At 68.9% G+C, this 26,421-nt stretch carries 28 protein-coding genes; 18 read left to right on the top strand and 10 right to left on the bottom strand.

All coding sequences use genetic code 11. The features are described from left to right. Positions 1–22 precede the first annotated feature (22 nt). Positions 23–427: a hypothetical protein gene (locus tag AC2IPW_RS03615; protein ID WP_486376317.1), complete on the top strand. Its 405-nt coding sequence runs from the start codon at positions 23–25 to the stop codon at positions 425–427. 66 nt (positions 428–493) lie between these two features. On the opposite strand, the gene AC2IPW_RS03610 is transcribed toward AC2IPW_RS03615, so the two are convergent. From AC2IPW_RS03610 to AC2IPW_RS03595, 4 genes are all read right to left on the bottom strand, one after another. After that, positions 494–1,642: an acetyl-CoA C-acetyltransferase gene (locus AC2IPW_RS03610; RefSeq protein WP_486376316.1), complete on the bottom strand. Its 1,149-nt coding sequence runs from the start codon at positions 1,640–1,642 to the stop codon at positions 494–496. 33 nt (positions 1,643–1,675) lie between these two features. After that, positions 1,676–2,278, bottom strand: a complete 603-nt coding sequence (locus tag AC2IPW_RS03605) for a TetR/AcrR family transcriptional regulator (protein WP_003935857.1) — start codon at positions 2,276–2,278, stop codon at positions 1,676–1,678. Positions 2,279–2,344: 66 nt separating this feature from the next. Continuing rightward, complete coding sequence (locus tag AC2IPW_RS03600; RefSeq protein WP_450121003.1) at positions 2,345–3,145, bottom strand: SDR family oxidoreductase; 801 nt, start codon at positions 3,143–3,145, stop codon at positions 2,345–2,347. Beyond that, positions 3,142–4,365, bottom strand: a complete 1,224-nt coding sequence (locus AC2IPW_RS03595) for an acyl-CoA dehydrogenase family protein (protein WP_486376315.1) — start codon at positions 4,363–4,365, stop codon at positions 3,142–3,144. The genes AC2IPW_RS03600 and AC2IPW_RS03595 overlap by 4 nt, the downstream gene beginning before the upstream one ends. A gap of 44 nt (positions 4,366–4,409) precedes the next feature. Here AC2IPW_RS03595 and AC2IPW_RS03590 point away from each other — a divergent pair, with 44 nt between their 5' ends. The 10 genes from AC2IPW_RS03590 (at position 4,410) to AC2IPW_RS03545 (ending at position 14,946) form a co-directional block, all read left to right on the top strand. Further along, positions 4,410–5,957 (top strand): FadD3 family acyl-CoA ligase, encoded by a 1,548-nt coding sequence (locus AC2IPW_RS03590; protein ID WP_450121001.1) that lies wholly within the window; start codon positions 4,410–4,412, stop codon positions 5,955–5,957. Continuing rightward, complete coding sequence (locus AC2IPW_RS03585; protein WP_010594488.1) at positions 5,954–6,841, top strand: enoyl-CoA hydratase; 888 nt, start codon at positions 5,954–5,956, stop codon at positions 6,839–6,841. The genes AC2IPW_RS03590 and AC2IPW_RS03585 overlap by 4 nt, the downstream gene beginning before the upstream one ends. Next, complete coding sequence (locus AC2IPW_RS03580) at positions 6,841–8,001, top strand: acyl-CoA dehydrogenase family protein (RefSeq protein ID WP_003935862.1); 1,161 nt, start codon at positions 6,841–6,843, stop codon at positions 7,999–8,001. Before AC2IPW_RS03585 ends, AC2IPW_RS03580 begins: the two co-directional genes overlap by 1 nt. After that, positions 7,998–8,966, top strand: coding sequence for an acyl-CoA dehydrogenase family protein (locus tag AC2IPW_RS03575; protein WP_054371640.1), 969 nt, complete (start codon positions 7,998–8,000; stop codon positions 8,964–8,966). The genes AC2IPW_RS03580 and AC2IPW_RS03575 overlap by 4 nt, the downstream gene beginning before the upstream one ends. Beyond that, positions 8,963–10,012, top strand: coding sequence for an acyl-CoA dehydrogenase family protein (locus tag AC2IPW_RS03570; protein WP_486376314.1), 1,050 nt, complete (start codon positions 8,963–8,965; stop codon positions 10,010–10,012). Before AC2IPW_RS03575 ends, AC2IPW_RS03570 begins: the two co-directional genes overlap by 4 nt. A gap of 300 nt (positions 10,013–10,312) precedes the next feature. Then, positions 10,313–11,743: a DUF1254 domain-containing protein gene (locus AC2IPW_RS03565; RefSeq protein WP_486376313.1), complete on the top strand. Its 1,431-nt coding sequence runs from the start codon at positions 10,313–10,315 to the stop codon at positions 11,741–11,743. A gap of 194 nt (positions 11,744–11,937) precedes the next feature. Beyond that, a complete protein-coding gene (locus AC2IPW_RS03560) occupies positions 11,938–12,813 on the top strand; it encodes an aldo/keto reductase (RefSeq protein WP_486376312.1) in 876 nt (291 codons plus the stop codon). Between the two features lie 198 nt (positions 12,814–13,011). Then, positions 13,012–13,704: an acetoacetate decarboxylase family protein gene (locus AC2IPW_RS03555; RefSeq protein ID WP_486376964.1), complete on the top strand. Its 693-nt coding sequence runs from the start codon at positions 13,012–13,014 to the stop codon at positions 13,702–13,704. 76 nt (positions 13,705–13,780) lie between these two features. Further along, entirely contained in the window at positions 13,781–14,449 is a 669-nt protein-coding gene (locus AC2IPW_RS03550) for a PRC-barrel domain-containing protein (protein WP_486376311.1), read from the top strand. Then, positions 14,446–14,946 (top strand): DUF4190 domain-containing protein, encoded by a 501-nt coding sequence (locus AC2IPW_RS03545; RefSeq protein WP_486376310.1) that lies wholly within the window; start codon positions 14,446–14,448, stop codon positions 14,944–14,946. Before AC2IPW_RS03550 ends, AC2IPW_RS03545 begins: the two co-directional genes overlap by 4 nt. A gap of 27 nt (positions 14,947–14,973) precedes the next feature. Here the strand turns inward: AC2IPW_RS03545 and hsaB are convergent, their stop codons facing one another. The 4 genes from hsaB to hsaA are packed head-to-tail and all read right to left on the bottom strand — an operon-like array spanning position 14,974 to position 18,521. Beyond that, entirely contained in the window at positions 14,974–15,549 is a 576-nt protein-coding gene (gene hsaB / locus AC2IPW_RS03540; RefSeq protein ID WP_003935870.1) for a 3-hydroxy-9,10-secoandrosta-1,3,5(10)-triene-9,17-dione monooxygenase reductase subunit, read from the bottom strand. Then, entirely contained in the window at positions 15,546–16,448 is a 903-nt protein-coding gene (gene hsaC / locus AC2IPW_RS03535; RefSeq protein ID WP_003935871.1) for an iron-dependent extradiol dioxygenase HsaC, read from the bottom strand. Before hsaC ends, hsaB begins: the two co-directional genes overlap by 4 nt. 1 nt (position 16,449) lies before the next feature. Further along, on the bottom strand, positions 16,450–17,334 hold the full coding sequence (gene hsaD / locus AC2IPW_RS03530) for a 4,5:9,10-diseco-3-hydroxy-5,9,17-trioxoandrosta-1(10),2-diene-4-oate hydrolase (RefSeq protein WP_289377216.1): 885 nt from the start codon (positions 17,332–17,334) through the stop codon (positions 16,450–16,452). Positions 17,335–17,345: 11 nt separating this feature from the next. Further along, positions 17,346–18,521, bottom strand: coding sequence for a 3-hydroxy-9,10-secoandrosta-1,3,5(10)-triene-9,17-dione monooxygenase oxygenase subunit (gene hsaA / locus AC2IPW_RS03525; protein ID WP_486376309.1), 1,176 nt, complete (start codon positions 18,519–18,521; stop codon positions 17,346–17,348). A gap of 190 nt (positions 18,522–18,711) precedes the next feature. Here hsaA and AC2IPW_RS03520 point away from each other — a divergent pair, with 190 nt between their 5' ends. Together AC2IPW_RS03520 and AC2IPW_RS03515 are read left to right on the top strand one after the other, a co-directional pair. Then, entirely contained in the window at positions 18,712–19,854 is a 1,143-nt protein-coding gene (locus tag AC2IPW_RS03520; protein WP_486376308.1) for a 3-ketosteroid-9-alpha-monooxygenase, oxygenase component, read from the top strand. 2 nt (positions 19,855–19,856) lie between these two features. Next, positions 19,857–20,195: a hypothetical protein gene (locus AC2IPW_RS03515; protein ID WP_003935875.1), complete on the top strand. Its 339-nt coding sequence runs from the start codon at positions 19,857–19,859 to the stop codon at positions 20,193–20,195. Between the two features lie 73 nt (positions 20,196–20,268). Here the strand turns inward: AC2IPW_RS03515 and AC2IPW_RS03510 are convergent, their stop codons facing one another. Next, on the bottom strand, positions 20,269–20,553 hold the full coding sequence (locus tag AC2IPW_RS03510; protein ID WP_003935876.1) for an MGMT family protein: 285 nt from the start codon (positions 20,551–20,553) through the stop codon (positions 20,269–20,271). Positions 20,554–20,686: 133 nt separating this feature from the next. On the opposite strand from AC2IPW_RS03510, the gene AC2IPW_RS03505 reads away from it, so the two are divergent. From AC2IPW_RS03505 to AC2IPW_RS03490, 4 genes are all read left to right on the top strand, one after another. Continuing rightward, positions 20,687–20,893 (top strand): zinc-ribbon domain-containing protein, encoded by a 207-nt coding sequence (locus AC2IPW_RS03505; RefSeq protein ID WP_486376307.1) that lies wholly within the window; start codon positions 20,687–20,689, stop codon positions 20,891–20,893. A 902-nt stretch (positions 20,894–21,795) separates the two neighbouring features. Then, entirely contained in the window at positions 21,796–22,722 is a 927-nt protein-coding gene (locus AC2IPW_RS03500) for an ATP-binding cassette domain-containing protein (RefSeq protein ID WP_486376306.1), read from the top strand. Beyond that, positions 22,719–23,525, top strand: a complete 807-nt coding sequence (locus AC2IPW_RS03495; RefSeq protein ID WP_486376305.1) for an ABC transporter permease — start codon at positions 22,719–22,721, stop codon at positions 23,523–23,525. Before AC2IPW_RS03500 ends, AC2IPW_RS03495 begins: the two co-directional genes overlap by 4 nt. A gap of 645 nt (positions 23,526–24,170) precedes the next feature. After that, entirely contained in the window at positions 24,171–24,464 is a 294-nt protein-coding gene (locus AC2IPW_RS03490) for an IS3 family transposase (protein ID WP_003935880.1), read from the top strand. Between the two features lie 405 nt (positions 24,465–24,869). Here AC2IPW_RS03490 and AC2IPW_RS03485 read toward each other — a convergent pair whose 3' ends face one another. After that, the gene (locus AC2IPW_RS03485) at positions 24,870–25,010 is read right to left on the bottom strand and encodes a hypothetical protein (RefSeq protein WP_486376304.1); all 141 of its coding nucleotides are present in this window, start codon (positions 25,008–25,010) and stop codon (positions 24,870–24,872) included. 233 nt (positions 25,011–25,243) lie between these two features. On the opposite strand from AC2IPW_RS03485, the gene AC2IPW_RS03480 reads away from it, so the two are divergent. Then, on the top strand, positions 25,244–26,089 hold the full coding sequence (locus AC2IPW_RS03480) for a sulfurtransferase (protein WP_003935882.1): 846 nt from the start codon (positions 25,244–25,246) through the stop codon (positions 26,087–26,089). Positions 26,090–26,421 lie beyond the last annotated feature (332 nt).

Genomic DNA, 26,421 nt, shown 5'->3' with positions numbered 1-26,421 from the left:
GCCCGCGCGGGAGGGAGAAACCATGCGATTCGGGTATGCAGGTGCGACGGTGGCGGTGCTGTCCACGATCGTTGCGGCAGTGGTTGTTCCGGCCACGGCACAGGCGACCGCCACCGCCGACGTCGTCGCGGGCCGCGAGCGGGTGAAGGTGACGGTGCACGGCGTGCCCGTCCACCCGGAGAGCTGCCGCGTGGACCCCGACGCGGACGGTGACACCCGCAGTCTGCCCGTCGAGCCGTCCGGATCGATGGTCGCCCACCAGGTGGCGCCCGGGCCCCGGCGGGTGGTCGTCTGGTGCCCGGACGGCGGCGTCGTGCACCAGCAGATCGTCCACGTCCTGCCCGCCGATCCGCTCGCCGATCTCGCGGACCACGTGTTCCGCACCGCCGGGAGCAGCGACCGCGTCACCGACCCGACCCTGCGCTGACGCGCCGGTGTGTCCTTCGGGCTGCCCTGACAGCCCGAAGGACACACCGGCGGCGCAGCCGCCCGGCTACACGCGCTCGATGATCGTCACGTTCGCGGTGCCGCCGCCCTCGCATATCGTCAGCAGGCCGTACCGGCCCTCGCGGCGCTCGAGCTCGTTGAGCAGCGTCGCCATCAACTTGGTGCCGGTGGCGCCGAGCGGGTGACCCAGCGCGATAGCGCCGCCGTTCACGTTGACCTTGGCCGGGTCTGCGCCGATCTCCTTGATCCAGGCCAGCACGACGGGGGCGAAGGCCTCGTTGATCTCGATCAGGTCGATGTCGTCGATGCTCAGGCCGGTCTTCGCCAGCGCGTGCTGCGTGGCCGGGATGGGCGCGCTGAGCATGAAGATCGGGTCGTCACCGCGGGCGCTGAGGTGATGGATCCGCGCACGAGGCTTCAGTCCGTACTTGCGCACGGCCTCGTCGGAGGCGAGCAGTACCGCCGACGCACCGTCGGAGATCTGGCTGGCGACGGCGGCGGTGAGCCTGCCGCCCTCGACGAGCGTCGCGAGGGACGCCATCTTCTCGAGGCTCGTCTCGCGGGGCCCCTCGTCGACGGTGGCGTCGCCGAGCGGGACGATCTCGCCCTCGAAGCGGCCCTCGGCGATGGCCGCCTTGGCCCGCTCGTGGCTCTGCAGCGCCCAACGTTCGAGGTCCTCACGACTGAGATCCCACTTGTCGGCGATCATCTCGGCACCGCGGAACTGCGAGACCTCCTGATCGCCGTACCGCTCGGTCCAGCCGGTCGACCCGCCGAACGGGGTGTCGAAGCCGTACTGCTGCCCCACGATCATGGCCGCCGAGATCGGGATCTGTGACATGTTCTGGACGCCGCCGGCGACGATGAGGTCGGCGGTGCCGGACAGGATGGCCTGCGCACCGAAGTGCAGGGCCTGCTGGCTCGACCCGCACTGCCGGTCGACGGTGACGCCGGGGACATGCTGCGGGTAGCCCGCAGCGAGCCACGCGGTGCGGGCAATGTTGCCGGCCTGGCCGCCGATGGCGTCGACACAGCCGAAGACGACGTCGTCGACGTCGCTCGGGTCGATGCCGGTGCGGTCCACGACCGCCTTGATCACGTGCGCGCCCAGGTCGGCGGGGTGGACGCCGGACAGGCCGCCGTTCTTCTTGCCGATCGGGGTGCGTACCGCATCGACGATGTATGCCTCGGTCATGAGGGACTCCTAGTCGGTTCCGGGAAAGTCGGTTCAGGGATTGGCAAGTCCGTCGAGCACGATGGACAGGTACTGCTGGGCCACCTTGTCGGCGGTGAGGGTGCCGCCGGGCCGGTACCAGCGCACGGCCACCCACACGGTGTCGCGCAGGAACCGGAAGACGAGTTCGACGTCGACGTCCGGCCGGAACGTGCCGTCGGCGATGCCGCGCTCGATCACCCCCACCCACAGGTCGCGGAATTCGGTGTTGCGGTCGGAGATGTAGGAGAACCGCTCGTTCTCCACGAGCCGCTTGGCCTCGTCCTGGTAGATCGCGACCGCGGCGTGCGATTTGTCGATCGACTCGTACGACGCGGTGATGAGCGCTTCGAGGGTGGCGCGGGAGTCCGAACCCGAGGCGACGATCTCGCGGTAGCGACCGAACAGGTCGTCGAGAAATCCCCGCAGGATCTCGTCGACCATCGACTCCTTGGAGTCGAAGTGGTGGTAGAGACTGCCCGACAGGATGCCTGCGGCGTCGGCGATGTCGCGCACGGTGGTGGCACGCACCCCGCGCGAGGCGAACAGTTCCGCGGCGATGTCGAGCAGCTCGGCCCGGCGCCCGGACTTGGCGGCATCGTCTCTGGGAGGAGTCATGGAGGCATCCTTTCAGGGCTGCCGTGCGCGGTTCCGGTAGCGGCAGCTACCGGAACCGCGCACGGGTCAGGCCCGCTGCGACGAGATCGAGACGACCTCGCCGGTCAGGTACGTGGTGTAGTCGCTGGCGAGCATGGCGATGGTCGCAGCGATCTCCCAGACCTCCGCGGCCCGCCCGTACGCCTCGTCGGAGGCGAGCCGGTCGAGCAGTTCCTCGCTCGTGACCTTCGCGAGGAAGGCGTGCCGCGCGATCGACGGCGCGACGGCGTTGATCCGGACCCCGTACTCGGCGGCCTCGATCGCCGAGCAGCGGGTCAGCGCCATCACGCCGGCCTTGGCGGCCGCGTAGTGCGCCTGCGAATGCTGCGCACGCCACCCGAGCACGGAGGCGTTGTTGACGAGGACGCCGCCGTGGTCGGCCGACCGGAAGTAGCGCAGCGCCGCGCGCGTCGCTCGGAAGGTGCTGGTGAGGGTGATGTCGAGGACACGGTCCCACTGCTCGTCGGTCATGTCGACCACGGGGGTCTCGCCGCCGAGTCCGGCGTTGTTGACCAGCACGTCGATGCGCCCGAGCCGCTCGGCGGCACCGGTGATCAGCGCATCGACCTGCTCGGTCGAGGAGACGTCGCACACGATGGACTCCACCTGCTGCGACGGGAACTCGGCGGCGAGCTTGCCGACCGTCTCCCCGAGCCGGCGCTCGTGGAAGTCGGAGACGAGCACGTCGCCGCCCTCGAGCAGGGCGCGACGGGCGGTCGCGAACCCGATGCCTGTGCCGGCGGCGGCGGTGACGACGACCTTCTTGCCGCTCAGCAGGCCGTGGCCCGGCGTTTCGACGGGCGGGGTGACGAGGGGGGAAGTGGTCACGGTCGGGCCTCTCGGGGAAGGCCGAGCACGCGCTCGGCGATGATGTTGCGCTGGATCTCGTTGGATCCGCCGTAGATGGTGTCGGCGCGGGTGAACAGGAACAGCCGCTGCCATTCGGCGAGCTCGAGGTGCTCGGGGTCCGACAGCAGCGACGGGTTGCCGGCGTGGTCGTGGTCCGGTCCGGTGAGCGAGGCGGGACCCTGCACGTCCATCGCCAGTGCGCCGAGGTCGCGATGCCAGTTGGCCCACAGCAGCTTCGCCACCGACGCCTGGCCGGGGTCGGCGTCGCCGAGGGTGCGCACGGCGTGGGCCCGCATGACGCGCAGCCCGATGCGGGCGCGGGCGATCCGTTCGCGGATGTGCGGGTCGTCGGCCGCACCGGTCGAGACCGCCAGATCGGCGATGCTCTGCAGTTCCCGGGCGAAACCGATCTGCTGGCCGAGGGTCGACACACCCCGCTCGAAGGTGAGCAGGCCCATCGCGACCTTCCAGCCGTCGCCGGGCGCGCCGACGACGAGGTCGGCGTCGGTGACGGCGTCGTCGAAGAAGACCTCGTTGAACTCGGAGGTGCCGGTGAGCTGCTGGATGGGCCGGACCGTCACGCCCGGCTGATCGAGCGGCACGAGCAGGAAACTCAGGCCGCGGTGCCGGGTCGAGCCGGGTTCGGTGCGGCACACCACGAACGCCCACTGCGCGACGTGCGCGAGCGACGTCCACACCTTCTGGCCGTTGATCACCCACTTCCCGTCCTCGAGCCGGGCGGTGGTGGAGACGTTGGCCAGGTCGGAACCCGCACCGGGCTCGGAGTAGCCCTGCGCCCACAGCTCGGTGACGTTGCGGATCCCCGGCAGGAAGCGGCGCTTCTGTTCCTCGGTGCCGAAGGCGATCAGGGTGGGGCCGAGCAGTTCCTCGCCGAGGTGGTTCACGCGCGCCGGCGCGTTCGCCTTGGCGTACTCCTCGTGGAAGATCACCTGCTGCTCGAGGGTGGCACCGCGGCCGCCGTGCTCGGTGGGCCAGCCGATGCAGGTCCATCCGGCGGCTGCGAGGTGCCGGTCCCAGGCCAGGCGCTCCTCGAAGAACTCGTGCTCGCTTCCCGGTCCGCCCTTGCCTCTGAGGTCGGCGAACTCGCCGGTCAGGTTCTCCTCCAGCCACCGGCGGACGGTCGCGGCGAATTCGGTGTCGGCCAAACCCGTGTCGTCCAGTCTCTCGCTCTCATGCACGTCTGTACGATAACCTACCAAGCACTTGCTAGGTAGGGAGCTCCGTGACTGCACAACCGAGAACCACACCGGCCGCCGTCGAACGCGCCGCATCGGTGTACGCCGACCGGATCGCGATCGTCGACGGCGACGTGCGACCGACGTTCGCACAACTTCGCGATCGCGTCCGCGAATTCGCCGCCGCGCTCGTCGCCCACGGCGTCGGGCCCGGTGCACGCGTCGCGATCTGGTCGCCCAACACCCACCACTGGATGGTCGCCGCGCTGGGGATCCAGTGGGCCGGCGGCGTCGTCGTCCCCGTCAACACCCGTTACACCGGGGCCGAGGCGCACGACATCCTCGACCGCATCCGCGCCGAGGCCCTCGTCGTCGCCGGCGACTTCCTCGGCACGGACCGGTACGCCGCTCTGCGCGCCGCCGCGCCCGGTCTGCACGTGCCCACCGTGGTGCGGGTCCCGCTGGGTGGGACGGACGCACCGGCCGACGGCGTCGTGGACTGGGACGACTTCCTCGCCGCGGCGACGGCGGACGCGCGCACCGAGGCCGACGCCCGGGCGCGGGCCGTCTCCCCCGACGACGTCTGCGACATCCTCTTCACCTCCGGCACGACCGGGCGCAGCAAGGGCGTACTCAGCGCCCACCGGCAGCTGATCGGGGTCGCGCAGGCGTGGGCCGAGTGCGCCGAGCTCACACCGGACGACAACTACCTGATCATCAACCCGTTCTTCCACAGCTTCGGCTACAAGGCCGGGTTCGTCGCAGCGCTGCTCGCGGGCACCACCGTCGTGCCGATGGCGGTGTTCGACGTCGAGAAGGTGATGGCCACCGTCGCCGACCGGCGGATCAGCGTGCTGCCGGGCGCGCCGACGATCTACCAGAGCATCCTCGACCACCCCCGCCGCGACGAGTTCGACATGTCGTCCCTGCGGATCGCGGTCACCGGGGCCGCCCCCGTACCCGTCGCGCTCGTCGAGCGCATGCAGAACGAGCTGAGCTTCGACGCCGTGCTCACCGCGTACGGCCAGACCGAGGCCGTGGTCGCGACGATGTGCCGCACCGACGACGACCCCGTCACCGTCTCCACCTCCTCCGGCCGCGCCACCGCCGGCTTCGAGGTCCGCATCGGCGACAAGGGCGAGATCCTGCTGCGCGGCCCCAACGTGATGCTCGGTTACCTCGACGACCCGGAGGCCACCGCCGAGACGATCGACGCCGACGGCTGGCTGCACACCGGCGACGTCGGCACCCTCGACGAACGCGGCTACCTCGACATCACCGACCGGCTCAAGGACATGTACATCAGCGGCGGGTTCAACGTCTATCCCGCCGAGATCGAGGCGGCGCTGATGCGCCTGCCCGGCGTGCACGAGGTCGCGGTCGTCGGCGTGCCCGACGAGCGCATGGGCGAGGTGGGCCGCGCGCACGTCGTCGCCCTCGAGGGCAGCGGGTTGACCGAGGAGTCGGTGATCGCGTTCTGCAAGGAGAAGCTGGCCAACTTCAAGGTGCCGCGCTCGGTCCGCTTCGCCGGGCACCTGCCTCGCAACCCGTCCGGCAAGGTTCTGAAAAATATTCTGCGTGAGGAGAAGTCATGACCGTCCCCTACGAACCCGATGTCGTCACCTACGAGGTGCGCGACGGCATCGCGATCGTCACCCTCAACCGGCCGGACTACCGCAACGCGCAGAACTCCGTGATGACCTACGCGCTCGACGCCGCCTTCGAACGCGCCGTCGAGGACGACGAGGTCAAGGTGATCGTGCTCGCGGGCAACGGCAAGCACTTCTCCGCCGGGCACGACCTGGGCACCCCCGGTCGTGATCACCACGTCCACTACGACAACAAGGCCGTCATGTGGTGGGACCACGTCGACAAGCCCGGCGGCGACCAGCGGTACGCGCGCGAGATGGAGGTGTACCTGGGCATGTGCCGCCGCTGGCGGGAGATCCCCAAGCCGACGGTCGCGATGGTGCAGGGCGCGTGCATCGCCGGCGGCCTCATGCTCGCGTGGGTGTGCGACCTGATCGTCGCCTCGGAGGACGCGTTCTTCTCGGATCCGGTGGTGCGGATGGGCATTCCCGGCGTGGAGTACTTCGCCCACCCCTGGGTGCTGGGCACGCGCTTCGCCAAGGAGATCCTCTACACCGGTGACCGCTTCGGCGCCCAGCGCGCCTACGAGGTCGGCATGGTCAACCGCGTCGTGCCACGCGAGAAGCTCGAGGAGGAGACCCTCGCCCTGGCCGGACGGATCGCGGAGATGCCGCGGTTCGGGCTGGCCCTGACCAAACGTGCCGTCAACCAGTGCGAGGACCAGATGGGCATGCGCAACGGCATGGACTCGGTGTTCGGCCTGCACCACTTCGCGCACGCCCACAACGCCGAGGTCGGCACCGACTCCCTCGGCGGCATGAACGCGAAATCGATGGCCGCGAGCGCACGCCCGGTGAGCGGCTCTGCCGCGCAGGAAGGAACGAAGTAGTGGATCTGCAACTCGACGACGCGACCCTCGCCTTCCGCGACGAGGTCCGCGCCTTCCTCGCCGAGAACGTCCCGTCGAACCCGCTGAAGTCGATGGACACGGCCGAGGGCTTCGAGGAACACCGCGAGTGGGAACGCACCCTGGCCGACGCCCGCCTGTCGGTCGTCTCGTGGCCTGAAGAACTCGGCGGCCGCAACGCCACGCTGCAGCAGTGGGTGGTGTTCGAGGAGGAGTACTACCGCGCCGGCGCGCCCGGCCGGGTCAGCCAGAACGGCATCTTCCTGCTCGCTCCCACGCTGTTCGAGCACGCCCACCCCGACCAGCTCGCACGCATCATGCCGCGCATGGCCCGTGCCGACGACATCTGGGCCCAGGCCTGGTCCGAACCGGAGTCCGGCAGCGACCTCGCGTCGCTGCGCTCGACCGCCCGGCGGGTCGACGGCGGGTGGCTGCTCAATGGGCAGAAGACGTGGAGCTCGCGGGCGTCCTTCGCGGACATGGGCTTCGGACTGTTCCGCTCGGACCCGGATGCGCAGCGACACAAGGGCATCACCTACTTCATGTTCGATCTGCGTGCCGAGGGTGTCACCGTCCGGCCCATCGACCAGCTCGACGGCGAACCCGGCTTCGCGGAGATCTTCCTCGAAGACGTGTTCGTCCCGGACGACCCCGGCAATCCCGGCGAGTCCGGCGTGATCGGCGGCGTGAACGAGGGATGGCGCGTCGCGATGAGCACCGCCTCGAACGAACGCGGACTGTCGCTGCGCTCCCCCGGACGGTTCCTCGCCACCACCGACCGCCTGCTGGCGCTGTACGCGGCGTCGGACCGGCACGGGGACGCGTCCCTGCGCAACCGCGTCGCCGACGCGTGGATCGGGGCGCGCGCGTACGAGTTGTCCACCTGGGCCACCGTCACCCGGCTGCAGGACGGCGGTCAGCTCGGCGCCGAGTCGTCCATCAACAAGGTGTTCTGGTCGGACTGGGACATCGCCGCCCACGAGACCGCGCTGGACCTGCAGGGCCCGGCCGCGGAGCTCGCCGACGACTGGACCGACGGTTACCTGTTCTCCCTGTCGGGGCCGATCTACGCGGGCACCAACGAAATTCAGAAGAACGTCATCGCCGAGCGGCTGCTCGGCCTTCCGAAGGGCGACCGATGAGATTCGCGCTCGACTCCTCCCACGAGGACTTCGCGTCCAGCATCGACGCGCTGCTCGCCAAGTCCGATCTGCCTGCGGTCGTCCGGTCGTGGGCCGCCGGTGACACCGGCCCCGGCCTGAAGGTGTGGCAACGGCTCGCCGAGGTCGGCGTCGGCGCGCTGCTCGTCGACGAGGACCACGACGGTCTCGGGGCCGACGCGCTCGACCTCGTCGTCGCCATGGAACAGCTCGGCCGCCACGCGGTGCCCGGCCCACTCGTCGAGACCGTGGCCGTGGCGCCGATCCTGCTGGCCGCCGTCGCGCCGGACCGGCTGTCCGCGCTCGCCTCCGGGGAGCTCGCGACGGTCGCCGCGGCACCGCACGTGCCGTACGCGGTCGATGCCGACGTCGCCGACCTCGTGCTGCACGTCGGCGGCGGCACGGTCTCGACGGGCACCGCCGGCGACGCCCGGCAGTCCGTCGACCCGGCCCGCCGCCTGCATGCCGTCGCGGCAGCGGACACCCTGGGCGACACGGACTTCGGTGCCGCGTTCGACTACGGAGCCCTGGCCACCGCGGCGCAGCTGCAGGGCCTCGGACGCACCCTGCTCGACACCACGGTCGAGTATGCGCAGCAGCGCAAGCAGTTCGGTCGCGCCATCGGATCGTTCCAGGCCGTCAAGCACCACCTCGCCGAGGTCGCCGTCGGCCTCGAGATGGCGCGCCCGCTGCTGCTCGGTGCGGCGCTCGCGGTGCGCGACGGCGCCGCGACCGCCTCCCGCGACGTCTCGGCGGCGAAGGTGGCCTGCGGTGAGGCGGCCTACCGGGCGGCGCGGACGGCACTGCAGGTGCACGGCGCCATCGGTTACACCCTCGAACACGATCTGTCGCTGGCGTTGACTCGGGTGCGGGCCCTCGTCACCGCATGGGGCACCGCGGATGTGCACCGGGCGCGGGTCGTCGACGCGCTGGAGGACGCATCGTGACCTTCGAGACCGAGGATCGCGCCGCGCTGCGGGAGTCGGTGCGCAGCCTGCTCGGCCGGCACTCCGATTCCGCGGCGGTGCGCAAGGCGATCACCCTGCCGGACGGCTACGACGCCGACCTGTGGCAGAAGATGGTCGAACAGATCGGCGTCGCGGCCCTCGCCGTGCCCGAGGAGTACGACGGTGTCGGCGCCTCCCTCGCCGAGACCCACGTCGTGCTCGAGGAACTCGGCCGCACGCTCACCCCGTCGCCGATGCTCGGCTCGGCGGTGCTCGCGGCACAGGCTTTGCTGCTCTCCGGTGACACCGACGCGTGCGCCCGCCTGCTGCCGGGCATCGCCGCCGGGGAGATCGCAGCCGTGTGCTGGGCTTCCGAGGCCGGTTGGTCCACACCCGGTGTCGTGCTCGAGGGCGACCGGCTCGGCGGCACCGCCCACTACGTGCTCGGCGGGGACGTCGCGACGACCCTGCTGGTGCTCGCAGCCGACGGGGACGACGTCGCGCTCGTCGAGGTGGATCCGGACGCCGACGGTGTCGTGCGACGCCGGGTGCCGACGATGGATCCGACCCGTTCTCTCGCCGAGGTGCGCTTCGAGGGGGTGGTGGGCCGGCGGCTCACCGCTTCCGCCGGTCTCGAGGAGCGGCTGCGGACGGTCGCGCTGATCGCGGTGTCGGCCGAGCAGGTCGGAGCGGCTCAGGCGGCTCTGGAGCTGACGGTGGAGTACTCGAAGAACCGCAAGCAGTTCGGCCGGGTCATCGGATCGTTCCAGGCGCTCAAGCACCGCATGGCCGACATGTACGCATTGGTGGAGACCGCACGGTCGATGTCGTACGCGGCCGCGCTGTCGCAGGATACGCAGGATGCGTACGCGGCGAAGGTGTACTGCTCGGAGGCGTTCGAGCAGGTGGCCGCGGAAGCGATCCAGTTGCACGGAGGCATCGCGATCACCTGGGAGCACGACGCGCAGCTGTACTTCAAGCGGGCGCACGGAACGGCCCAGCTGTTCGGGCAGCCGCGGGAGTTCCTGACCGCGATCGTGCGTTGAGCGCGGGCGGCACCCGCGACCGGGTGCCGCCTCCTCGCCCCGTTGCCGGCGGCGCAACGTCCGTACGCCGCCTGCCCGGGTCCGTATCGGCGGAACGTGCACATCGTCCGCCCGGTTCGGCGCCTAGGCCTCTCCACCCCGGATCCGGGCAAGCAGCCTTGCCGGATCGAGTGCGGTGCCTTTATCTTGCAGAGAGGACGCAGCAGCTGCCAACTGCCCGGCCTGCTCCTCGGGTGACCCTCGACAGACGTCGCGCACCACGGCGACCCGGTCCCGAGCGCAGCCGGGGAAGGAGGGGTCATGCCGGCTCGGTCTTCCGGCGGGAGCTCCGACGAGGTCCGTCGCGCGGTGGGGATCCCCGATGTCGTCGAGACGGATCTGGGGACATTCCGATTCGACGACGGGATGCCGGACCCGGAGACGATGGCGTTGAGCTGGGATCGTCTCGACCTGCTGCGTGGCGTCGACGTGTTCCTGAACGCGGTTCCCGGCGCGTCGCTCGTGGCCATGCGTACCGGGTTCCGCTCGATCGGGATCCGTACGTCGCGGGAGATGGCCGTGTGCCCCCGCATGGACTCGGTGCCCTGCTTCCTGACAGCCAACACCGAGACGACCTACGGGATCGCGGTGCTCGATCTGAGGGCCGACGGGCCGACGGTTGTCGAGTGCCCACCGATGTCGCTCGACGTGGTCGACGACTTCTGGTTCCGGTACGTGGCCGACCTGGGCAATGCCGGGCCCGACAAGGGGCGGGGCGGAAAGTACCTGTTGCTGCCGCCGGGGTACGAGGGCGAGGTCCCCGAGGGCTACTTCACCTACCGCTCACGGACGTTCACCAACTTCTTGTTCGCGCGCAATCTCGGCGGGCTCGATGTCATCGAGCAGACCCGTGTCTATCCGCTCGCCCAGGCCGACGACCCGCCGGAGATGCGGTTCGTCGAGGCCGACGGCGTGCCGTTCAACACCGTTCACTCGAACGACTTCTCGTTCTACGAAGAGGTCGACCAGATCGTCCAGGAAGAACCCGTCGACGCGCTCGATCCCGAGCTGGCCGGGCAGCTCGCGGCGATCGGCATTGTCAAGGGCCGGCCCTTCGCTCCCGACGAGCGGATGCACGCGATCCTGTCTCAGGCTGCGCCGATCGGTTCGGCGATTGCGCGCACCATCGTGTACCGGCCGCGTGACCCGCAGGCCTACCTCTACGGCCGGGACGTGTCGTCGTGGAAGACGGCCTTCGTGGGTGGGAGCTCCGAGTTCCTGCGTGACGGCGTTCGTCTCCTGGATGCCCGTACGCTGTTCCACTACGCCGCCACCGTCGTCACTCCCGCGATGGCGACCCCGATGGTGGGGGTGGGCTCGCAGTACGCCTACACCGCCGAGGACGCCGAGGGAGAGTGGCTGGACGGGGGCCGCACCTACCGAATGCACCTGCCCGCAGGCATTCCCGCCAAGGACTTCTGGTCGGTGTGCGTCTACGACTGCCAGTCCCGCTCTCTGCTGCAGACCGACGACCCGTACCCGTCGCTCAACAGCAACACCGGGACGGTCGCAGCCGGCGAAGACGGCTCGGTGGACGTCTACTTCGGACCCGCCTCGCCGGCGGGCCGGGAGTCGAACTGGATCCGGACTGTCCCGGGCAAGGGCTGGTTCGTACTCCTGCGCCTGTACGGACCACTCCAGGCATGGTTCGACCGGACCTGGCGACCGGGTGAGATCGAACCCCTCGGCTGACCGAGATGCGGGGCGGTCTCGGCGCGGGAAGCCCGCTCGTGTGATCGCAACCCTTCGCCGATCGGACTTCGAGCGTGCTCGTCCGGTGGCATTCCCGACGGGACACCGAACCAGGATTCCGCGGTACCCCGCTGGGCGAGTGAGCGCCGGACTCGAGCCCGGCAGGACATCTCCGGACTCGTTAGCCTGGAACGATGAGCACTCCCGTCATCACGCTGAATTCCGGAACCACCATCCCGCAGCTCGGCCTGGGAGTCTGGCAGGCCACCGACGAGCAGACCGAACACGCCGTGCGTTACGCCCTCGACGAGGCCGGCTACCGGCACATCGACACCGCCGCCGCGTACGGGAACGAGGAGGGCGTCGGACGCGGGATCGCTTCGGCGTCCGTCCCGCGGGAGGAGGTCTTCCTCACCACGAAGTTGTGGAACTCCGACCAGGGCTACGACCGGGCGACGAAGGCGTTCGACGAGAGCCTGCGCCGCCTCGGCACCGACTACGTCGACCTGTACCTGATCCACTGGCCGCTGCAGGACAACGACCGGCTGCTGCGCACGTGGGACGCGCTCGAGAAGATCGCCGAGTCCGGACGGGCCAAGGCGATCGGCGTGTGCAACTTCGAGCCGCACCACCTGCAGCTGCTCGTCGATCGCGGCGGCATGCTGCCCGCCGTCGACCAGGTGGAGCTGCACCCGCACCTTCCCCAGCAGGAGATCCGCGACTTCGCTGCCGACCACGGGATCGCCGTCGAATCGTGGAGCCCGCTGGGCGGAACCAGCAACTCGGGCTGGGGCCGCGAATCCAAGCCGAACACGCTCCTGGTCGATCCGATCATCACTCGCATCGCGGACCGGCACAGCAAGTCGGCCGCCCAGGTGCTGATTCGCTGGCATCTGCAGAACGGGCTGATCGTCATCCCGAAGTCCGTCCACGACGAGCGGATCACGCAGAACATCGACGTGTTCGACTTCGAGCTCGACGACCTCGATCTGAGCGAGATCGCGACCCTCGACGACGGCACGCGCGTCGGCATGCACCCGGACGAGATGAACCTCGGCGCACCGCGCTGACGGACGCACCCTGCAGCCGCGCCCATCCGGCGCGGCTGCCTGTTCGGACGCCTTCGCCGAGTTCTTGCGCTCCCGGCCAGGAGCACGAATAGTAGAACACGTTCTCATTCACAACCCGGCCGGCCGCCGGGTCGCGATCCGGTTCGTGCAGAGGGGCAGGGCGTGACGACACACATCATCTCGGGCACCGAGATCGAGATGCCGGTGCGGGTCCGGGCCGCGACGGCATTCACCGCGATGTACTCGGTGCCCGCCGCGCCGGCACAGGCGCTGATCGACCACACGGGACTCGAACTGCTGCACCCCCGCCCGGGTCGCGGAATCTGCGTCCTGGTGTTCGTGGACTACGTCGACGGTGATCTCGGACCCTACAACGAGTTCGGCATGTGCTTCCTCGTTCGCGACCACCGCCGGCGCGGCGGCACCGCGCTGCGAGATCTTCGGGACCTCGCGCGTGGCGGCGCGGGTGCCCTCATTCACCGGCTCCCGGTGGACGGCGAGTTCACCCTCGCGGCGGGGCGCAGCATCTGGGGTTTTCCCAAGACTCTCGCCGACTTCGAGGCCGACCACACCGGCGACGTCAAGCGCGCGTCGGTGCGCAGCGACGGGCAGCTGATCGCGGAGCTGTCGGTACGACCGGGTCTCGCAGTTCCCGGTCGTGGTGCTGCCGCCTCCGTCACGGCCTACTCGCATCTGGACGGGGTCACCCGGCGCACCGGATGGACGATGCATCCTTCCGGCGTGCGTAGCCGGATCGGCGGCGCGGACCTGCGTCTGGGCACCCATCCCGTCGCCGGGGAACTGCGCACCCTGGGACTGCCCCGACGTGCACTGCTCACGTCGTCGATCTCCCGTCTGCAGATGACCTTCGGAGACGCCGAACCGATCTGACCCGGCCACCGGGTTTCGGGACGTGCCGCAGAGGGCACCCACCGAGTCGAAGACACAATCGATCGGTGAGGTCACCATGATCAACAACAGCGACATCGATGCACTTGTCGGCGCGACCGTCCACGGTCCCGGCGGCAAGCTCGGCAAGATCGGCGAGGTCTATCTCGACAACCGGACCGGCAACCCTGCGTGGATCACCGTCGTCACCGGCCTGTTCGGCACCCGTCGGCACTTCGTGCCGATCGACGTCGCCGAGCTGGACGGCAAGGACGTCCGTCTGCCGTTCGACAAGGACACGGTGACCGGCGCTCCGAACATCGACGAGGACGGCCGTCTCACTCCGGAGGAGGAGACACAGCTCTATCGCTACTACGACAGGGCGGATACCGATACCGACACCGGACGCGCGCCGGATTCCGACCGGAGGCCCGACACCGGTCACGGCACCGGCCGGACACCCGACACCGACCGGCTGCGCGACGCCGATCGGACACCGCCCACCGGTGCGCCGGGTGTCGCGACCTCGGCCCCGCCGTCGGCACCCTCGCACGGTGGCGACACCGGGACACCGCAGCAGGGCACACCGCAGCAGGGCACGGCGCAGCAGGGCACGGCGCAGCAGCACGGCACGACGCACGACGCGCCCTCGCCCGGTCTACGGCTCCACAAGCGGGTCGTGACCACCGAGTACTACGTCGACGAGGGCGCCCCCGGCCAGCATCCCGACCAGGAGGACCGACGATGATCGAACGCGAACCCGCCGGGGCCAGTGCCGCCGGCAGAGAACCGGTTTCCGACCGCGACCGCGTTACCGACCGCGACCGCGTGGTAGCGGACGACCGCGCCGTCACCACCACCGCCGCCCCCTTCGAGGAGCGAGTGACGACGAAGCCCGCCAAGACGAGCGTCGCCGCCGCACTCGCACTCGCCGTCGGCACGGCCGCACTCGTGTGCGTGCTCTCGCTCGTCCTGTCGCCGGTGGGTCTCGTGCTGTCCATCATCGGCATCGTGCTCGGCATCGTCGGCGTGCGCGCCGCCCGGCGCCTCGGGGTGACCGGACGAGGTGTGGCCATCGCGGGCATCGTCCTGAGCGCCGTCTCGCTCGTGCTGTCCATCGCGTACGTCGCGGGCGTCGTCACGGTGCTCAACAACGACCGCATGGTCGAGCAGCTCGAAGAGCAGCTCGATCGGGCGCGCGACCAGCTGCCCGACAGCATCGAGGTGCCGCAACCCGGACAGTGACGGACCGGTGCTCACCGGAGCCGGCCCCTAGAGCCAGGTGTCCTCGGAGGTGCTCGTGAGAAACGCCTCGAGGTCGTCCCGCCAGGGGGCCGGCACCGTCTTGTCCGGCTCGATCCCGGTGTACTGGCCTCGATAGAACAGCAGCGGCCGCTCCTTCTCGTCCCGAACCTCGCTCAGCGACGACACCCGGCCGAACACCACCCAGTGGTCACCCCCGTCGTGCACGGTCTCCACCGTGCAGTCGATGTGTGCGAGGGAACCGGCCAGGATCGGCGAACCGAGCGGCGACGGACGCCACTCGACACCGGAGAACTTGTCCGGCTCGCGGGACCCGAACCGCGCGCACGTGTCCCGCTGTTCCTCCGCGAGCACGTTGACGCAGAAGCGCCCGGAACGTTCGATAGCGGTCCACGACCGCGACGTCTTCGTCGGGCAGAACAGCACCAGCGGCGGGTCCAGCGACAGCGCCGCGAACGACTGGCAGGCGAAGCCCACCGGTTCGCCCGCGTCCACGGTGGTGATGATCGTGACCCCCGTGCAGAACTGGCCGAGCACGGTGCGGAAGGTGCGGGGGTCGATCGCGACGTCGCCGGGTCCGGTCATGGCTGCAAGCCTACGCTGAAGTCGTGGCCCCACAGGCTGACGGCCGTGGACTCGCGCGCGATCCATTCCCGGTCCTCGACCTGCCTTCCCTCGCAGCCGAACTCGACGTCGAAGCCGCCGGGTGTCTTCATGTAGAACGAGAGCATCAGATCGTTGACGTGCCGGCCCAGCGTCGCCGACATCTTGACCTTGCGGCGCAGGGCCCGGTCCAGGCACAGCCCGACGTCGTCGGAATTCTCTACCTCGATCATCAGGTGCACGATGCCGCTCGGCGTGGGCATCGGCAGGAACGCCAGGCTGTGATGCCTGGGGTTGCATCCGAAGAAGCGGAGCCAGGCCGGTTTCCCGTCGGCCGGACGGCCCACCATCTGCGGCGGCATGCGCATCGAGTCCCGCAGCCGGAAGCCGAGGACGTCGCGATAGAAGTGCAGCGCCTCCTCGTCGTCGCGGGTGGACAGGACGACGTGTCCGAGTCCCTGCTCGCCGGTGACGAACCGGTGCCCGTACGGACTGACGACGCGGCGGTGCTCGAGCGCGACCCCGTGGAACGCCTCGAGGGTGTTGCCGGACGGGTCCTGGAAGACGACGAGTTCGTCGACTCGCCGATCGGCGAGCTGCTCGGCCGTGCCCTCCTTGAACGGCACTCCGGCGGCGGCGAGGTTGTCGCGTACCTCCTGCAACTCGGCGGCGTTCGCGGTCTCCCAGCCGGAGACGAGGAGCCGGTCGCTCTCGTGCGGCTCGATGACCAGCCGGGCCGGGAAGTCGTCCATCCGGAGGTAGAGCGCCCCGGGATCGACGCCCTTGCCCTCGACCATGCCGAGCACCTTCAGACCGTATTCCCGCCAGGCGTCCATATCGGTGGCGCCGATGCGCAGGTAGGCGAGGGATCGGATACCCATGTCAGTTGCTCCCGTCGGTCAGGAAGTCCGTTGTCAGGCGGTTGAACTCGTCGAACTTCTCGAGCTGAGCCCAGTGTCCGCAGCCACCGAAGACGTGCAGTTGCGCCCGCGGGATCATCTTGAGCGCGACGAGCGCACCGTCGAGCGGGTTGACCCGGTCCTCGCGTCCCCAGATCAGCAGCACGCGCTGCCGGAGCTTGTAGGCGTCGCGCCAGAGCATGCCGAGCTCGAAGTCCGGGCCGGAGAACGACTTCCCCATCGCGCGTGCGGCAGCGAGGGATTCCGGGGTGCTCGCGGCGGCGAACCGTTCGTCGACGAGCTCGTCGGTGATCAGCGACTGGTCGTAGACCATCACCCGCAGGAACGCCTCGAGCTTCTCCCGCGTCGGGCCCTCCGGCGGCGCCGCGAACCGGCCGAGGTTCTTCACACCCTCGGTGGGGTCGGGGGCGAAGAGGTTGACGCTCAGTCCACCCGGACCCATGAGCACGAGCCGTCCGGCCCGGTCCGGGAAGTCCAGCGCGAATCGCACTGCGGCACCGCCGCCGAGCGAGTTGCCGAGCAGGTGCACGCGCCCCTCGATCCCGAGGTGGTCGAGCAGGTCGTTCAGCGCGGTGGCGCTGTGCACGAAGTACTGCGGGTGCTCGGTGGGCTTGTCCGACTTGCCGTAGCCGGGCTGGTCGACACACAGGACGTGGAAATACTCGGCCAGCACGGGGATGTTGCGGGCGAAGTTGGACCAGCCGGAGGCGCCCGGTCCACCGCCGTGCAGCAGCACGATCGTGGTGTCGTGGCCGACCCCCGCCTCGTGGTAATGCAACCGCAGGTCGTCCCGCACCTGAGCGAACCGGGACGTGGACTCGTAGGTGATCTCTTCCGTTGCAGTCAATTCGGCCTCCCCTACACCATCGTGTCGGTGATCGGCAGGCCGAACTCGCCGGCGCCGAACATCACGTAGGCACGCTCGGCGTCGTTGGCGGCGTGGACCCGCCCGGCGTGGGCGTCGCGCCAGAACCGCTGGATCGGCGTGCCGTTGGCGAGGGCGGTCGCGCCGGAGTTCTCGAACAGCAGGTCGATGGACGCGATGGCGCGGCCCGTCGCGCGGACCTGGTCGCGACGAGCGCGCAGCCGCAGTTCCATCGGGACCTCCTCGCCGGCGACGAGGTGCGCGTACTCCTCGGCGACGTTGCCCGACAGTTGACGCCACGCGGCGTCGATGTCGCTGGACGCCTCCGCGATCCGGACCTTGGAGAACGGGTCGTCCTTGGCCTTCTCCCCCGCATAGGCGGCGCGAACCCGCTTGCCCTGGTGTTCGACGTGGGCCCGGTACGCACCGTAGGCCATGCCCACAATCGGGGTGGAAATCGTCGTGGGATGGATGGTGCCCCAAGGCATCTTGTAGACCGGTGCGGTGTTGCGCTCGAGACCCGGCGCGGTGAGCTCGCTCATGGCCCGGAAGCTGAGGAAGCGGTGCCGCGGCACGAACACCTCCTGCACCACAACGGTGTTCGATCCGGTACCCCGGAGTCCGACGACGTTCCAGACGTCGTCGATCGCGTAGTCCGCGCGCGGGATCAGGAAGCTGCCGAAGTCGACGGGACGGCCGTCCTTGATCACCGGCCCACCCACGACGACCCAGGTGGCGTGGTCACACCCGGAGGACCAGGCCCACGCGCCGTTGACCTTGTATCCGCCGTCGACGACCTCGCCGGCGCCCATGGGAGCGTAGGACGAGGAGATGCGGACATCGGTGTCCTCGGCCCACACGTCTTCCTGGGCCTGCTGAGCGAACAGCGCGAGATGCCAGTTGTGGACACCGATGATGCCGGAGACCCAGCCGGTGGACCCGCACGCGGCGGCGATGTTGCGGACCGCCGTGTAGAAGGTCACCGGATCAGCTTCGTACCCGCCCCACTGGCTCGGTTGGAGCAGCCGGAAGAAGCCGGTCTCCTGCAGCGCCTTGATCGAGTCGTCGGGGATACGGCGAAGGTCTTCGGTCTCCTGTGCACGTTCCCGCAGGGCGGGCAGCAGCGCGTCGATCCGCTGCAGCACCTCGTGGCTCTCGTGGTCGCCCACTGGACGCTCCCGTCTGTTCCGGAATTGATCGCTTGATTCGAGACTAGAACACGTTCCCATTTGTGTCGAGACCGGAGTCGGAGCCCAGGTCGACGGCCTTTCCGTGGGACGAAAGTCCTCGAATGCTTCCGGTATGCGTCAAAATTCTATAACGTGTTCTACCAAGCATCCGAAGGAAAGTGAGGGGACGATGGCACAGGTTCGCGAGATCGACGTCGGAGAGGTCCGCACGCGGTTCGCGCGGGGGTGGCACTGCCTCGGGCTGGCCCGGACGTTCAAGGACGGCAAGCCGCATGCCGTCGAGGCCTTCGGGACGAAGCTCGTGGTCTGGGCCGACAGCGCAGGTGAACTGAAGGTCCTCGACGCCTACTGTCGCCACATGGGCGGCGATCTGTCCCAGGGGGAGGTCAAGGGCGATTCCGTCGCCTGCCCCTTCCACGACTGGCGATGGGGAGGCAACGGCAAGTGCACCGACATCCCCTACGCCCGCCGTGTCCCACCGCTCGCCCGCACCCGGGCCTGGCTTGCGATGGAGAAGAACGGTCAGCTGTTCGTCTGGAACGACCCCGAGGGCAACACCCCGCCGCCGGAGGTCACGATCCCCGACATCGAGCAGTACGGGTCGGACGAGTGGACCGACTGGACGTGGAACTCGATCCTCATCGAGGGCGCCAACTGCCGGGAGATCATCGACAACGTCGTGGACATGGCGCACTTCTACTACATCCACTACGCCTTCCCGACGTACTTCAAGAACGTCTTCGAGGGACACGTCGCCGCGCAGTACCTCAACACCCGGGGCCGGCCGGACAAGGGCATGTCCACCCAGTACGGCATGGAGTCGCTGCTGAAGTCGTTCGCCGCGTACTACGGTCCGTCCTACATGATCAATCCGATGACCAACAGCTACGGCGGCTACGAGGTCGAGTCGGTGCTGATCAACTGCCACTATCCCGTCACCCACGACTCGTTCGTGCTGCAGTACGGCATCATCGTCAAGAAGCCCACCGGCATGCCCGAGGAGGCGTCGAACAAGCTGGCCGCGAAGCTGACCGAAGGCATCGGCGAAGGCTTCCTGCAGGACGTCGAGATCTGGAAGAACAAGACCAAGATCGACAATCCGCTGCTGTGCGAGGAGGACGGCCCGGTCTACCAGCTACGACGCTGGTACGAGCAGTTCTACGTCGACGTCGCCGACGTCACCGAGACGATGACGCAGCGCTTCGAGTACGAGGTGGACACCACCAAGGCCAATGAGGCATGGCAGGCGGAGGTCGCCGAGAACCTCGCGCGGCAGAAGGCCGACCAGGGCAAGCAGGAAGCGGAGGTCTGACGATGGATCCCTCGACCCGGGCGCGCAGCTGGGCGAAGGCCCCGGACTTCGCCGGCCAGCCCGCGCGGGTCGAGGCGGTCCGCGCCCAGACCGCCATCGACAAGATCAACTATCTCGATTCGGGACTGCACGAGGTGCAGTGCCGGGAGTGCGGCACCTGCGTGCTGGTGCGCAAGAACAGCTTCGATCACACGAGCGTGCAATGGTGCGAGGACCCCGCGGCGGTGTGCCCGAATTTCCGGGGCTCCGAAGTCCCGGGTGCCCTGCGCGACGGCTGCCCGCAGCTGCGCGCCAGCATCGAGCAGGCGGTACTCGACGGCCGGATCACGATTCCGGACTGACGGCGCATGGATGTGCCCCGCCCGGTACTCCTCGAACCGACTGCTCCTCGAAACGACCTATTCTCAGGGATGGTCAGTCCCTCCATCGATGCCGAGCGCGTTGCATGTCCACCCGCTTCCCGGTCACGGCGGTGCCCTCTTCGAGCAGGAGTGCCGGTGCACGACCGCCGTGACACGAGGCGGTTGTTCCGTCGGCGTAGACGACGCGCCACCAGGGAACGTCGTCGTCCAGCAGGCTCATCGCTCGGCCCACCTGCCGTGGACCCGCCCCGATTCTCCTGCCGATATCGCCGTAGGAGGCAACCGAGCCCGGAGGGATGGCAACAACCGCCTCCCGGACCGCGTCGATGATGCTCATCTCATCTCACTCCTCGCGAATCACGCGATGACCGTCCTCGTCCGGTTACGAACGCAGGATCGGGTCCGGTTCGCGCACCACCGTGGTGGCCGTTCCAACGGTGACCGTCTCCTGATGATCACTCTATGCTGGCATGGTGTTCCTTGTATTCGGCTACGGCACCAAGCGGCAACACCTCGGCTCAGGGCAGACCCGAACGTGCCCGCGCTGCCACAACACCACACAGTGGGCACGGATGCGGGAATTCAAGCAGTTCACGATGTTCTTCGTTCCGGTCGCGCGATGGCAGCGCCGAAAGCTGGAGCAATGCGGCATCTGCGGCACCGCCGTCGGAATCTGAGCGCATTCCGGTGACGCGGCACCAACGGAGCGAACGTCGACCGCTCATCTGATACAGGAATCGACGGAGCGGGTCGAGCAGCAGAGCAGTGCCGAAGAAGTGGCATTGCTTGCACTCGCATGAAAATCGATATGCAACAAAATCTTCCATATGTCGCGACACTCGTCACGGTGGTGACATCGTCGTCGCCGACGAGGTGTGCCTCGCCCTCGCGAGAACTTCCATTGCTGAACGCTTTTGCCTCTGCCGGTGGTGGCCGAGCGCGGAGGCAGGTCGCCGGCGGCGTCGACGCCCCGGGGAACTACCGGTGATCGTGGACTCCGCTTTGCGGCGGTGCATGCGAGGAGGTGTTCGGCGCGGCGGCTTTTCTGTCGGCGTAGGTGTGGTCGTTGCCGAACGCGCGCCAGGTACGGCAACGTGCAAACCTCCGCGGGTGGGTGCGGGTCAGCGCCTCGGCGACCAAGGCGAGCGTCCCGAGTGGGACTGACATGTGCACCTCGATCCACCGATAGACGGACGACACGCACCCGATCGTGCGTCGGGGCGGCATCCCTACCCGGTTCGGTTCGGGAAAGTCTCTTTCCGTCGGCGCATTCGGGCGTAGATCGTTGCACTTGCCGCACTGGGGCAGCCCCTCTGCGCTGTCGCCCCCAGACGCCGAACGAGTCGAGGCTCCGGTGTGACAGGTGGGACTACTATCGTCGCCCTTCGGCCCGCGCCGACTGGCGTGGCCGGTTTCGACCGATCTGATGCGGCGGCTGGTGCGTCCAACTCGCGGTTGGTTCGTCTGAGGAAGCAGACCTCGCCCGGAACGGGACGGGGCGGACCGTTCTTCGAAAGGACCCGGCGATGACCACCCACCTATCCCTCCGATTCGCCTCTGATCTTGCCGGGGGTGTGCGATGAGCGCCCCGGCCGTGGTGGTCGAAGACCTGCACGTCGCCTACGGCACAACCTGGGCCCTCGACGGTATCGACCTGGACGTCGCCGCCGGGACCACGCTCGGGGTGCTCGGCCACAACGGGGCCGGCAAGACCACCCTGATCCGCACCCTCACCACCCTGGTGCGCCCCACCATCGGCCGCGTGCAGATCCAGGGCCTCGACGTGCTCGCCGACGCCACCGAGGTCCGCCGCCGGATCGGGGTGACCGGCCAATACGCCGGTCTCGACGACTTTCTCACCGCTCGCGAGAACCTGGAACTGATCGGCCGCCTGACCGGGCTGCGCCGCACCGCCCGCACCCGGGCCGACGCGCTGATCGATCGGCTCGGGTTGCACGAGTACGCCTCCCGCCGGGTCGGGGAACTGTCCGGGGGCTCGCGCCGCCGGATCGATCTGGCCGCCAGCCTCGTCGGGTCCCCGTCGGTGCTCTTCCTGGACGAGCCGACCACCGGCCTGGACCCCCTCGCCCGCGCAGGCCTGTGGGAGGTCGTCGACGAGCTCACCGGCGCGGGCACCACCGTCGTGCTCACCACCCAGTACCTCGAGGAAGCCGACCGGCTCGCCGACCACATCGTGGTCCTGCGCCGCGGCCGGGTCGCGGCCCGCGGCACCCCTGCCGAACTCAAACGCATCGTCGGCGGCAAGGTCCTCACCGCGACCGTCCCCACCGGTCGGCTCGCCGTCCTGCCGTTCCTCCCGGACACCGAGCGGGTCGACGGCGACCGGGCGCGGGTATCGGTCACCGTCGACGACGCCCCCACCGCGGCCGCGCTGGTCGCCGACCTGCACCGCGGCGGCTTCGAGGTCACCGACCTGGACGTGACCTCCCCGAGCCTCGACGACGTCTTCACCCACCTCGCCCACACCACCGGAGCCCACCGATGACCACCATGCCCGCGATCAAGCGGTCCACGATCGGGGACCAGCTCACCGCTCTGACCGTCCGGAACCTGCGCACCAGCGCCCGCGTCCCGCAGCTGCTGATGTTCTCACTGACCATGCCGATGGCGATGCTGGTGTTGTTCAGCCAGGTCTTCCGCAGCGTCGCCGCCGGACCCGGTTTCCCGCCGGGCGTCAGCTACATCGACTTCCTCACCCCGGCCATGCTCGCCGTGTCGACCGTGATGGCCGGCACCAACGCCGGGGTTTCGGCCGCGATCGATCACACCAACGGTCTGCACGACCGTTTCGCGGCACTGCCGATGCGGACGGCGCTGCCGGGGATGGCCCGCACGCTCAACGAGGGCGTGTTCACCCTCGCCCGGGCTGCGCTGCTCGCACTCGCCGCCCTCGCACTGGGTTTTCGGTTCCACGGCACCGCCGTCGATGCGGTCGCCGCGGTCGTGGTGCTGGTGGTGCTGGCCGGGGCGATGAGCGCGTTGTTCGGGCTGATCGGGGACCGGCTGCGCCGCCCGGACGTGGTCCAGTTCGCCGGGATGATGGTGATGATGCCGCTGATGTTCGTCTCGAGTGCGTTCGCGCCGATCGAGACCATGCCCGGCTGGATGCAGGCGATGGCGGCGGCGAATCCGGTGGCGCACGCCACCGACGCCCTCCGCGGCCATGTGCTCGGTACTGCCACCGCCGCCGACACGGTCACCGCGCTGGTCGCAGCGCTCGGATTGTGGGCGCTGGTGACCGCCGTCCCCGTCCTCACCCGCCTGGTGCGGTCGGCCCGCGCCCACTGAACGCAAGACCCACCGCGCAGCGCGCACGAGACACCCGCCTCGTTCTTTCTCCACAGGAAAGGATGGGGCGGGTTCTCGTGGGTCTGTTTTTCGTACGGCGCCAGGCACTCTGCCGGCCCCTACCCGGTGGAGAATGGCGAGGGGCCGGCAGAGCGGTGAGGTCAGTGGGTGTGCCCGCTGCGGGCGGCGACGGCGCTCATGTGACGGCGTCGAGCAGCTGCAGTTCCTCCGCCAGGATCAGCTCGATCTCGTCGTCGGTCAGGCCCGACAGCAGGTGTGCGGTCAGCATTGCTCTCACCTCCTCGACTGCGCGCCTACCGGTACGTCGAACCGGAACACCGGGATTCGACATCGTCACCCCTACAGACGAGGCACCCCGGATGCGGACGCACGTGTGCCTTTTCGCGGTATCGGCCGTCGGTACCGGTGCGCGGACCCTCGTAGGGGTCACAACCGCGCCGACAAGGCACGGGCACCGCGGACGGAAAGGAACCCCAGCACATGGGCAAGGACACGGGCCACTGCCGTGACTACCAGAGTCACCGACGGGGGACCGCACGATGACACGTACACCACGGGACTGCTGCACGGATAGGTGACATCTGATCTGTGGTGCCGTCAGGCACTGCTGGAAGGATGGACCCCGTGCCCAAGCCCTATCCGAAAGAGTTCCGCGACGACGTCGTGGGGGTGGCCCGAGGTCGCGAACCCAGCCAGCATCTGCGGCAGATCGCCGCAGACTTCGGCATCAGCGAATCCTGTCTGACCAACTGGCTGAGGAAGGCCGACGTCGAGGACGGCATCAAGCTCGGTTCCACGGCCAGTGAGAACGCCGAACTGCGTGAAGCGCGCAGACGCATCCGCCTGTTCGAGCAGGAGAACGAGGTGCTCCGCCGGGCCGCCGCCTACTTGTCGCAGGCAAATCTCCCGGGAAAATGATCTTCCCCCGCAAGCGGGAGGTACCCCCACCGCTCGTCCGGGAGCTGGTCGTCCGCGGGATCCCTGTCGCGGTGACGTGCCGGGTCCTGGGGAGCGCACGCCAACCGTATTACCGGTGGCGCGCCGACCCAGTCACCGACGCCGAACTCGAGCAGGCGTACCGGGCGAACGCCCTGTTCGACGCCCACCGCAACACCGAAGAATTCGGCTACCGGCTCCTGACTGACGAGGCCCCTATGCCGGCGAGCCGATGTCGGACCGCACAGCCTGGCGGATCTGCTCCGAAAATCGGCGGTGGAGCGTCTTCGGCGAGAAACGTGGTTCGAAGAAGGGCCGTTCCGGGCCACCCGTTCACGACGATCTCGTCGGCCGCATCTTCACCGCGGATGAACCGAACACGCGGACCTACAATCCCAGTTCGTCGGCGAGTAGGCGAAGCTTCTCCCCGCTCCGGCCGGCCAGCACCGGCGTCAGACCACGCTGCTTGGCCTCCCGCGCGATGAGCTCGCCGGTATAGCCAGTTGCTCCGTAGATCATCCACTCCATGCTGTGTCACTCCTGGGTCTTGGTGGGGGAAGGGACGAACGTGGTGCCCCCGACATTGAACTCCGAGACCCCTGCAGGGGACACGCAGACTGCCGCCACGACCCCCGCGGCGACTAACGAAGACCCGAGTCGGGTTGCCAGACGGACCCGGGCTGTCGAGGGACACGGGGCCTTCGAGCCCTTGCCGGTGGAGGTCGACGGGCCCACGCTGATGACTGAAGGGACGGTCGAAGATGGACGAGTTGGTTTCGGTGCAGTGGCTCGCGGAGCATCTGGACGATCCGCGACTGCGGGTGTTCGATGCCACCGTGCAAGTGACCCGGCGGTTATGGGTGCCCACCATTCGCAGTGGCAGACGCGAGTGGCGGCAGGGACACATCCCGGGAAGTGCCTTCGCGAACCTGTTCGACCTGTCGGACCCGGACCGGCCGAAGAGGACGCTGACCACGCCAACTCCCGAGTGGTTCTCTGCAAGAGCAGGGGCGCTCGGCATCGCAGACGACAGTCAGGTGGTCGTATACGACCGGCGCGAGAACATGTGGGCCGCGCGGCTGTGGTGGATGCTGCGCACGTTCGGGTTCGACAATGCCGCTGTCCTCGACGGAGGCTGGACAGCCTGGCAGAAGCAGGACTATCCGGTGTGTACCACGCGCTGTGGGTACCCGCCCGCCACCTTCCACGCCACGGCGCGTCCAGACCTGGTCGTCGACAAGCAGGCGGTCCTTGAGGCACTCGAGGACCCGGACGTCGTCTTGATCAACGCCTTGGGCCGACGCCAACACCGCGGCGACGTGAACGAGTACGGACGACGCGGGCACATCCCAGGATCCCGCAACGTCACCGCCTGGGAGATCCTCGATCGAACCACCCAGTGCTACCGGCCCCTCCCCGAACTCCGCAGCAAGGTCGGCTCGGCATTGGAGGCAGAACGCGTCATCACCTACTGCGGCGCCGGCGCCGCGGCGTCGAGCCTTGCGCACGTCCTCGTCCGTCTGGGCCACCCACATGTCGCCATCTACGAGGGCGGACTGCTCGAGTGGTGCGCCGATCGGCACCTGCCACTCGAAACGGGCTCGTAGCGAGGCAATACGCAGCACCGGCAAACGCGCCGAGCAGGCGAACCGACGCGGGAAACCAATGGTGCGTCATACCGCCGCCAGTCGCGCTGGTCTGCGGCCCAGCATCAGGCAATGCACCTCAGCGTGGGTGCGGACCCGACCTCGCAGGCTTGGGTCGAGGCACGCTTCGATGCTCACGTGAGACGACCCTCCGAAAGTGGCACCGGCGCGCCACGAAATCTGGGGCAGTGACACCGGGTGGTGGATCCGGCAGGGTGCCTGTGGGCAGGTGTGGGTTACCGCAGTCGAGGGTATTCGATGCAACATAGGCCGTTGACATCCGGTTCGACGTG

This window comes from Rhodococcus sp. NS-SX18, assembly GCF_057367935.1.
The sequence above is the reverse complement of the archived record's forward strand: the minus strand, read 5'-3'. Positions and strand labels throughout refer to the sequence as shown.

Bases quoted from the DNA above. Each gene is read 5' to 3' on its own strand.
- AC2IPW_RS03615 (WP_486376317.1), top strand. From the start codon at position 23: ATGCGATTCGGGTATGCAGGTGCGACGGTGGCGGTGCTGTCCACGATC.
- AC2IPW_RS03610 (WP_486376316.1), bottom strand. From the start codon at position 1,642: ATGACCGAGGCATACATCGTCGATGCGGTACGCACCCCGATCGGCAAG.
- AC2IPW_RS03605 (WP_003935857.1), bottom strand. From the start codon at position 2,278: ATGACTCCTCCCAGAGACGATGCCGCCAAGTCCGGGCGCCGGGCCGAG.
- AC2IPW_RS03585 (WP_010594488.1), top strand. From the start codon at position 5,954: ATGACCGTCCCCTACGAACCCGATGTCGTCACCTACGAGGTGCGCGAC.
- AC2IPW_RS03575 (WP_054371640.1), top strand. From the start codon at position 7,998: ATGAGATTCGCGCTCGACTCCTCCCACGAGGACTTCGCGTCCAGCATC.
- AC2IPW_RS03565 (WP_486376313.1), top strand. From the start codon at position 10,313: ATGCCGGCTCGGTCTTCCGGCGGGAGCTCCGACGAGGTCCGTCGCGCG.
- AC2IPW_RS03560 (WP_486376312.1), top strand. From the start codon at position 11,938: ATGAGCACTCCCGTCATCACGCTGAATTCCGGAACCACCATCCCGCAG.
- AC2IPW_RS03555 (WP_486376964.1), top strand. From the start codon at position 13,012: ATGCCGGTGCGGGTCCGGGCCGCGACGGCATTCACCGCGATGTACTCG.
- AC2IPW_RS03550 (WP_486376311.1), top strand. From the start codon at position 13,781: ATGATCAACAACAGCGACATCGATGCACTTGTCGGCGCGACCGTCCAC.
- AC2IPW_RS03545 (WP_486376310.1), top strand. From the start codon at position 14,446: ATGATCGAACGCGAACCCGCCGGGGCCAGTGCCGCCGGCAGAGAACCG.
- hsaB (WP_003935870.1), bottom strand. From the start codon at position 15,549: ATGACCGGACCCGGCGACGTCGCGATCGACCCCCGCACCTTCCGCACC.
- hsaC (WP_003935871.1), bottom strand. From the start codon at position 16,448: ATGGGTATCCGATCCCTCGCCTACCTGCGCATCGGCGCCACCGATATG.
- AC2IPW_RS03520 (WP_486376308.1), top strand. From the start codon at position 18,712: ATGGCACAGGTTCGCGAGATCGACGTCGGAGAGGTCCGCACGCGGTTC.
- AC2IPW_RS03515 (WP_003935875.1), top strand. From the start codon at position 19,857: ATGGATCCCTCGACCCGGGCGCGCAGCTGGGCGAAGGCCCCGGACTTC.
- AC2IPW_RS03510 (WP_003935876.1), bottom strand. From the start codon at position 20,553: ATGAGCATCATCGACGCGGTCCGGGAGGCGGTTGTTGCCATCCCTCCG.
- AC2IPW_RS03505 (WP_486376307.1), top strand. From the start codon at position 20,687: ATGGTGTTCCTTGTATTCGGCTACGGCACCAAGCGGCAACACCTCGGC.
- AC2IPW_RS03500 (WP_486376306.1), top strand. From the start codon at position 21,796: ATGAGCGCCCCGGCCGTGGTGGTCGAAGACCTGCACGTCGCCTACGGC.
- AC2IPW_RS03495 (WP_486376305.1), top strand. From the start codon at position 22,719: ATGACCACCATGCCCGCGATCAAGCGGTCCACGATCGGGGACCAGCTC.
- AC2IPW_RS03485 (WP_486376304.1), bottom strand. From the start codon at position 25,010: ATGGAGTGGATGATCTACGGAGCAACTGGCTATACCGGCGAGCTCATC.
- AC2IPW_RS03480 (WP_003935882.1), top strand. From the start codon at position 25,244: ATGGACGAGTTGGTTTCGGTGCAGTGGCTCGCGGAGCATCTGGACGAT.